This window comes from Bradyrhizobium sp. IC4060 (genome assembly GCF_020193715.1).
Classification (GTDB): Bacteria; Pseudomonadota; Alphaproteobacteria; order Rhizobiales; family Xanthobacteraceae; genus Bradyrhizobium; species Bradyrhizobium yuanmingense.
The window spans coordinates 1-7,246 of the sequence record NZ_JADYVJ010000040.1 but is presented as its reverse complement, the minus strand read 5'-3'; the positions used below and the strand labels follow the sequence as shown (position 1 = coordinate 7,246).

Genomic DNA, 7,246 nt, shown 5'->3' with positions numbered 1-7,246 from the left:
ATCTCCATCAGGGCCAGCGGCCATGGCATCGGTCGCACTAACAGGCCGTATACATGAACGCACCCGACCGATATCCAAAATGCTGTAAAAACCTCTTGCACCCGCGGGGCCGTCTATACATGAAGCTCTCGATGAAGGCATTCTGCATGGGCTTGCCTGGCGCGATGTAGTGCCAGGCGACGCGGCTCTGATCGGCCCATGTCAGGATGGCGTTGCTGGTGAGTTCGGTGCCGTTGTCGCTGACCACCGTCTTGGGCTTGCCGCGCTCCATCACCAGCCGGTCCAGCTCCCGCGCCACTCGGGTGCCGGAGAGTGAAGTATCGGCCACCAGCGCCAGGCACTCGCGGGTGCAATCATCGACAACGGTGAGGATACGGAAGCGGCGGCCGTCGGTGAGTTGATCCGACACGAAGTCGAGCGACCAGCGGTCGTTCGGCGCCATCGCCACCGTCATCGGCGCCCGGGTCCCGATCGCCCGCTTGCGGCCGCCACGGCGGCGCACCGCGAGCCTCTCCCCCTCCCGCTTGAGCAGCACATGCAGGCGCCGATAGCCGAAACGACGACGTTCCTGGGCGATTGCCCGCATGCGCTGGCGAAAGCCGGCTTCGTCCGCCCGGGTCGTTTGGTATCCCATGGTCATGCGGCAGCAGCCCATGGCTTTACACGCCCGCCGTTCGCTCATCCCGAACGCGCCTCGGAGATGAGCGACAGCTTTCCGCTTGGCTGCGGGCGTCACCATTTCTTTCCCACGAGATCCTTCAAGGCGGGGTTGTCCAGCATGGCGTCGCCCAAAAGGCGCTTCAGCCGTGTGTTCTCGTCCTCCAGGGTCTTCAGCCGCTTGGCCTCCGACACCTCCATTCCACCGAACTTCGCCTTCCATTTGTAGATGCTGGCGTCGCTGACGCCATGCTTGCGGCACAGATCGGCAACCGACATGCCGGCCTCATGCTCCTTCAAAATCCCGATGATCTGCTCTTCCGAAAAGCGGCTGCGGCTTCATGCTCTTGTCCTTGTTGTGGGCCAGAACGAACTTCAAACTGGATTGAGCCCGTGGGGCAAGGTCAAAGTTCGGCCAGCACCAGCCGCTGAACCGGCAGGACGAACGCTATGCCAAGGAAGGCGTGCCGATCAGCCTGTCGACCCTTGCCGACCGGGTTGGTGGCTGCACAGTTGCGCTGACGCCCTTGTTCCGGCGGCTCGAGGCCCATGTGCTGAGTGCCGAGCGATTGCACGGGGATGATACGACGGTAGCCAAAGGCAAGACCCACACCGGTGGCATCTGGGTCTATGTGCGCGACGACAAGCCTTTTGGCGGGCAGGCCCGGCCGGGGGCAGTATTTTATTACTCGCGCGATCGCGCCGGCGAGCATCCGCAGGCCCATCTGGCCGGCGACAGCGGCATCTTCCAGGCTGATGCCTACGGCGGCTATGGCAAGCTCTACGACCCGAGCCGCAACGCAGGCCCGATCCTGGAAGCGGCGTGCCGAGTAGGCGGGGATGTTGCCATCCCCGCCCCTCACAGACCCGGACGAGCGGATTACCCGCATCCGGTTCTTCACGCGCAAGCTTCGCTCACGGTACGGCATATTGGTGGACGATCTTGGCTGTCGGCAGCGGGTGTCGCGCGAGCATGGCCCGGAAGCGCGACCACGGCAGATTGCTGTGGCGGCCACGCCGTGCGAGCCATTTCTTCCATATCCGCATGAGCTGGTGGTGATACCATCTGATCCGTCGGCCGTTGCCGGAGATGCCGTAGTAGGTGCAGTGCCCCCGGATCACCCGCGACAAGTGGGCGTGCTGTTCCCGGAATGGACGATGCAGGTTGAGCCGACACCATTCCATCACGGATGCGAGCGCACGAGCGTAAGGGTCTTTTGCCGTTATCTGCCGGACGACATTCTTACCCCTCCTCGATTGACCCCACACGTGGGTAAAGCCAAGGAAGTTAAATGTGGTCCCCGTCGCGGGATGGTGCCCACCCGGGCGTTTGAACCGGAAGTCTACGAAGCGGGTCTTGGTCGGATGAAGTTGAAGCCCATACCGACCGAGCCGCTTACCCAACACATCCAGCAATCGCTTGCCGGACAGGTGGTCCTCGAAGGCGATCACCACGTCATCAGCGTATCGCACCAGTTGGCACCGCCCCTTGAGCCGCGGTCGCCCCACCCCCTCGAACCATTCATCCAGCACATGGTGCAGGTAGATGTTCGCAAGCAGTGGCGAGATCACGCCGCCCTGGGGCGTTCCACCAGTCGAGCGGCGTAGGATGCCCTTTTCGAGCACCCCCGCCTTCAGCCATTTGTCAATCATCCTCCGGACGATGCCGTCCGTGACCCGTTGATCGAGGAATCGGCGGAGGTGCGCATGGTCGATGGTGTCGAAGTATTTTGAGATATCGACATCCACCACCCACCGCAGCCCTTGCTCCATGAACCCTGTACGCAAGGCGCGCAGGGCATCGTGGGCCGATCGTCCCGGTCGGAAGCCGTACGAGCACGGCAAGAAGTCCGTCTCGTAAATCGGCTCCAGCAGCAGGAGAATCGCTCGCTGCGCCACCTTATCCTCCAGTGTCGGAATGCCCAGTGGCCGTTCGGTGCCATCCGCCTTGGGGATGTAGTGCCGTCGCACCGGCGGCGCGATGTAACGGCCGGATTTGATGCGCGCCAGGAGATCATCAAGGTTGAGCTCCAAGCTCGCCTCATAGTCCGTTGCCATCATGCCGTCGACGCCGGGCGCGCCATCCTTGCGCGTCAGACGATAAGCCTCGAGCATCCATTCACGGTCGATCAGGTGATGCAACGAGGTCAGCACCCGCTCGGGATGTTGCCTCGCCAGATCAGCTATCCATTGTCGTTTCGTGGACAGGTTTGCGGGACTCAGCGTTCCCTCCCGTGTTTCTCGTCAATGGGTCTTAACGCGTGGCGGCTCCCTTCCCTCGAGCGGGTCCCGGTGAGCCCAGTTCCCCGCCTTCCTCGGTACTACGAAGCCGCTACGACTTCCTGCCGTGCATATCCGTCGACTTATGTCTTCGCTTCGGGATTCCACATGCCTTGGTGTTTTCGTGTTCGCGTACGCGCTCCCGATGCTCGCCAAGTCGGTCGTTGGGCCTGGAGCTTTGTTGAGGCCGGTGCTCCGTACCGGCTTTCCACGTGGGCACGAACGGGATCTCTCAGGTTTCCTGGTGACCCGTCCCGTACCTTTGCCCTGCTCTGAGACCCCGGCCGAACCGGTGAACCTGACCATAGCGGCTTTCCCGATGCTGCCCCCGGACCCAACACGGCGAAGGCTTCAGCAATCACATGATTTCGAGGCTGCCACAGGGCTTAAGTACCCGCTGTCTACGCTTCACGAGCGACGTTGCCGTCACCCATGCAAGACTCGCTTCCGGCTGGCGGGCTCCGCCTTTGCCGGGAGGGCGTCGAACCCTCTGGGTCACGTTGAAAGGTTTCAGATCACATTCTTCCTCCTTTCCAGGACTTGTCCTGACGCAAGTTGGGTCCATGCCCGACGACCGTTCTTCGTGATGACCGATTTGGCGGAGAATGCGCGCCGCAAGGCGCAAGGCAAAAACCAGCGGTGATCTCGCCACTGGCGCTGGAAGCAGTCCGCCGGATCGATGCCCTGTTCGAGATCGAGCGCGGCATCAACGGCGAAACGCCCGAGCGGCGCCGGGCCGTGCGCCAGGAGCGCAGCCTCCCGATGGTCGCTGATCTGAGGGGCTGGATGCGCGAACAACACGCCAAGCTCTCACGGCGCAACGATGTTGCCAAGGCGATGGACTATATGCTCAAGCGCTGGGACGCCTTTACCCGCTTCCTGGACGATGGCCGCATCTGCCTGTCGAACAACGCCGCCGAAAGAGCTCTGCGCGGTATCGCCATCGGGCGAAAGTCTTGGCTGTTCTGTGGCTCCGACCGCGGCGGCGACCGTGCCGCGATGATGTACAGCCTGATCGTCACAGCCAAAATGAACGACGTGGATCCACAAGCCTGGCTCTCAGACGTCCTGGCGCGCATCGCTGTACATCCGGTCCAACGGCTCGACGAACTCCTGCCCTGGAATTGGCGCGACCAGAACAACCAAGCCAATCAGGCTGCCTGAGTGACCACTCCGCGGTCCTCACCGGATGCTTACGCCCCTGAGAGGGGTCCCTGGCGAAATGAAGCTCCATGCGTCGATAAGCGACGTCAGCTCAGCCTCACTTAGGATGCGCGGCGGCGGAATCGCCGTGGACGCGGGTAAGCTTTGCGCTCCAAGACTCGGTCTGGGGGTCGTAGACGACCAGGTACTCGTAAAATCGGCGGAGCACGCCGTGACGGACCGCGCGGCTGTCGGCGGCGGCACCGAACGACAGGACGAAGTCCAGCGCCATCGTCCGGGTGGCGGGCGCACCCAGCTGAGATCGCTTGACGTAGCGAACGAAAGCCCGCAGCGTGCCGGCTTGCTTGTTGAAGGCGTAGCCGAGGGAGCGGCGCAGCTCGATGTAGCGCTCGACCTTGTCGTCGAGGAGTACGCATCCGGCGAAGGCCCCGGCTGGGCCTTGGTGGAAGGCTGATCGAGCTTATGCGGCGTGGGCGACGCTTTGGGGCTGCCAATTCCAAGGCAGCAGTTCGTCAATGCGCTTGGCAGGGCGATCCGGTAGGCGCGCCAACACGTCGGCAAGCCAAGCCTGTGGATCGATGTCGTTGAGCTTGGCGGTGGCGATGAGGGTGTAGATCGCCGCCGCACGTCGGCCGCCCTCATCGGAGCCGGCGAAGGTCCAGTTTCTTCTGGCGACGGCGACAGCCCGTAGCTCGCGCTCGGCGGCATTGTTAAAGGGCATGATGTTTTCAGCGCTCAAACCCGGTGGAGAGGACTGGTCGTTCAGATTAGTCTGTCGAAGCCGGGATAGGGGCGCTGGAGCACGAAACGGTGGCAGGCCGCCATGACCGTGGGCTGTGAGCTCGCTTTGTTACTTGGCCGCCCCCTACGACTTGCCCGGCTGCGCTGCGAGCGCGGATCCGTAGATGTCGTGCAAGCCACTGGCTCCTGAGACAAAGGAGAACCAAGCATGCAATCGTCGGCATGGACATCCACCGATCGTTCGCCCAGGTGGCGATCCTGGAGGACGGAACAATAATCCGACAGCTCCGCGTAGATCTCGTCCACGATCGGCTTGTCGCCTTTGCCAAGACACTCAGCCTCGAGGATGAGGTGGTCATCGAGGTGACGGGCAACAGCGCGGCGGTCGAACGTATTCTGCGCCCGCACGTTAAGCGCGTCGCCGTCGCCAATCCGAGGCTCGTTCGGGTGATCGCCTATGCGCGAGTCAAAACGGACAAGGTCGATGCTGGGACGCTGGCAAAGTTGCATGCCGCCGGCTTCTTGCCGGAGGTCTGGGTTGCTGACGAGGACACCTACAGCCGCCGGCGCCAGATGGCCGAGCGCGCTGGCGTCTTGGCGCAGATCATCCGGATTAAAGGACGCATGAAGGCTATCCTGCATGCCAACCTCATCCCGCCCTACAAAGGCTATCTCTTCGGCAAGCGCGGACAGCATTGGCTTGACAGTCTGCCTCTTCGGAGGAGTGTGCAATGCTCCGGCGTCTGACGCGGAACGAAGCAACTGTCGGACATCGACAAAGTCGTACCCAGTCCGCGAGCGTCGATACGTCGAGGTCGATGCCTTCACGCTGGTAGACGTCGCTCTGACGATGAAGCGGCAGGTGCAGGCCGTACTTGGCAAACAGAACATGGGCCACTGCACGCCCGCGCGCAATCGGGTGCGAGGGGGCCGGCGGTTGGGTGATCGCTTCGCAGGCCCGGCAGACGAGCTTCTCGCGCACGTGCTGGATCACCTTCCACCGGCGCGGAACGAGCTCCAGCGTCTCGGTGACGTCCTCGCCGATCTTGCGCAATCGGCTGTCGCCACAGCATGGGCAGGTCGCAGCCACCGGATAGACAATGCGCTCCCGCGGCAAATGCTCCGGCAGCGGCCGGCGCGCCGCTTGCGGCGCTCGAACGATGGCACCGCAATCTTCTCGGCCGCCATCTGCGCCGCGGTCTCGGCTTGAGCCGCGTTCTCCCCCAGGTCGGCGAGCTGCAGCTCGAGCTGGTCCAGCAATGCGCCTCGCTCGGAGGACTGTCCGAACTGCTCGTGCCGGAGCTTCTTGATCGTGAGCTTGAGCTTCTCGATCAGCAATGTCCCCGCCTGGGCCTCGGCTTCTGCGGCCAACCGGGCCGCTCGCTCGGCGCGCAGCATCGCCTGCGTGGTCACATCGTCGGGAAGAGAATCATCGACGCCCATCGCCGACCAGAGAACCACAAGAACCATTCGCTGTCCGAACCGCTGATCGTGCCACCGATTCAAATCCCAGCGATCAGCCGGCTGCTTGCGGCCGCCACGTCTGTTGCGGCAGCCGCCAGTCGATGCCCTCCAGCAGGTACCCAAGCTGGGCTGGGGTGATGGTCACCACGCCATCAGCCGATGAGCACACACACACACACGCACACACACGGGCCACAGGAAGCGGCCGCGCTCCAGCCGCTTGGCATAGAGCGACATGCCCAGCCCATCGTGCCAAAGGATCTTGATCAGCTTGCCGCTCTTGCCACGGAATACGTAGAGGTCGCCGCCGTGCGGGTCGCGCCTAAAGACTTCCTGCACCAGCAAAGCCAGCGAGTTCTTGCCGCGACGCATATCGGTGTGGCCGGTCGCAATCCACACCCGCACGACCGACGCAATGGGGATCACCGCGGCCGTCCATCTGCCAGTGCCGCCACCGCGGCCTTCAGCGTCGCCGTGTCGACCGTGCCCCTGTCCGCATCCGAGCCCCGGTTGCAAACTCGATCTCGATCACGCCGCCGCCAGCCGGTCCGACCGGACGTCGCCCCGATTCCGCGACCACCACCGCCGGCACGAAGCCAGGTTGATCGGCGGCATCCTTCGGCTCCGGCTGAAACGAGCGTCGCCATCGCAGCAGAGTGACCGCGAAACGCCATACCGCCGCGCCGTTGCCGCGACCTGGCGCGGCGCCTGCAAACTCTCCAGGACGATCTTGAGCTTTTCATCCTCGGACCAGCGCCGCCGTCGGCCGGTCTCCACCACTTCAAGCCGTTCGACTTGGGCACTGCGCCTATCGTAAGCGTCGTTCTCAGGCCACGGCTTTGAGGTCGTGACGGCAATAAGCCCACGGAAGCAGCTCATCGATGTTGCTGTTTGGATGGCCGTTGACGATCCTGGTGAAGGCATCGGTCAGATAGGCAAG

At 63.3% G+C, this 7,246-nt stretch carries 7 protein-coding genes and 4 pseudogenes; 4 read left to right on the top strand and 7 right to left on the bottom strand.

Translation table 11 applies throughout. The features are described from left to right. Positions 1 to 121: 121 nt before the first annotated feature. Positions 122 to 969, bottom strand: a pseudogene (locus I6F16_RS37250) (IS3 family transposase); the annotation flags it as partial. A gap of 95 nt (positions 970 to 1,064) precedes the next feature. Here I6F16_RS37250 and I6F16_RS37245 point away from each other — a divergent pair. Next, positions 1,065 to 1,475, top strand: a pseudogene (locus I6F16_RS37245) (transposase); the annotation flags it as partial. Between the two features lie 97 nt (positions 1,476 to 1,572). Here I6F16_RS37245 and ltrA read toward each other — a convergent pair. Then, positions 1,573 to 2,799, bottom strand: coding sequence for a group II intron reverse transcriptase/maturase (gene ltrA, locus I6F16_RS37240; RefSeq protein ID WP_225174742.1), 1,227 nt, complete (start codon positions 2,797 to 2,799; stop codon positions 1,573 to 1,575). A gap of 694 nt (positions 2,800 to 3,493) precedes the next feature. Between ltrA and I6F16_RS37235 the strand changes: the two are divergent. Continuing rightward, a pseudogene (locus I6F16_RS37235) lies at positions 3,494 to 4,101 on the top strand (IS66 family transposase); the annotation flags it as partial. A 211-nt stretch (positions 4,102 to 4,312) separates the two neighbouring features. After that, positions 4,313 to 4,555 (top strand): hypothetical protein, encoded by a 243-nt coding sequence (locus I6F16_RS37230; protein WP_225174741.1) that lies wholly within the window; start codon positions 4,313 to 4,315, stop codon positions 4,553 to 4,555. 6 nt (positions 4,556 to 4,561) lie between these two features. Here the strand turns inward: I6F16_RS37230 and I6F16_RS37225 are convergent, their stop codons facing one another. After that, entirely contained in the window at positions 4,562 to 4,840 is a 279-nt protein-coding gene (locus tag I6F16_RS37225; RefSeq protein WP_346656632.1) for a transposase domain-containing protein, read from the bottom strand. A gap of 224 nt (positions 4,841 to 5,064) precedes the next feature. On the opposite strand from I6F16_RS37225, the gene I6F16_RS37220 reads away from it, so the two are divergent. Then, positions 5,065 to 5,589, top strand: coding sequence for a transposase (locus tag I6F16_RS37220; RefSeq protein ID WP_225174740.1), 525 nt, complete (start codon positions 5,065 to 5,067; stop codon positions 5,587 to 5,589). 28 nt (positions 5,590 to 5,617) lie between these two features. Here I6F16_RS37220 and I6F16_RS37215 read toward each other — a convergent pair. The 4 genes and pseudogenes from I6F16_RS37215 to I6F16_RS37200 all read right to left on the bottom strand — a co-directional run. Further along, positions 5,618 to 6,240 (bottom strand): annotated as a pseudogene (locus tag I6F16_RS37215) (IS66 family transposase zinc-finger binding domain-containing protein); the annotation flags it as partial. Between the two features lie 207 nt (positions 6,241 to 6,447). Beyond that, positions 6,448 to 6,732: an IS66 family insertion sequence element accessory protein TnpB gene (gene tnpB / locus I6F16_RS37210; protein ID WP_346656631.1), complete on the bottom strand. Its 285-nt coding sequence runs from the start codon at positions 6,730 to 6,732 to the stop codon at positions 6,448 to 6,450. A gap of 102 nt (positions 6,733 to 6,834) precedes the next feature. Beyond that, the gene (locus I6F16_RS37205; RefSeq protein ID WP_225174739.1) at positions 6,835 to 7,185 is read right to left on the bottom strand and encodes a transposase; all 351 of its coding nucleotides are present in this window, start codon (positions 7,183 to 7,185) and stop codon (positions 6,835 to 6,837) included. Next, on the bottom strand, positions 7,133 to 7,246 hold a 114-nt coding region (locus I6F16_RS37200; protein WP_225174422.1), incomplete at its 5' end, for a transposase domain-containing protein. The genes I6F16_RS37200 and I6F16_RS37205, both read right to left, overlap by 53 nt.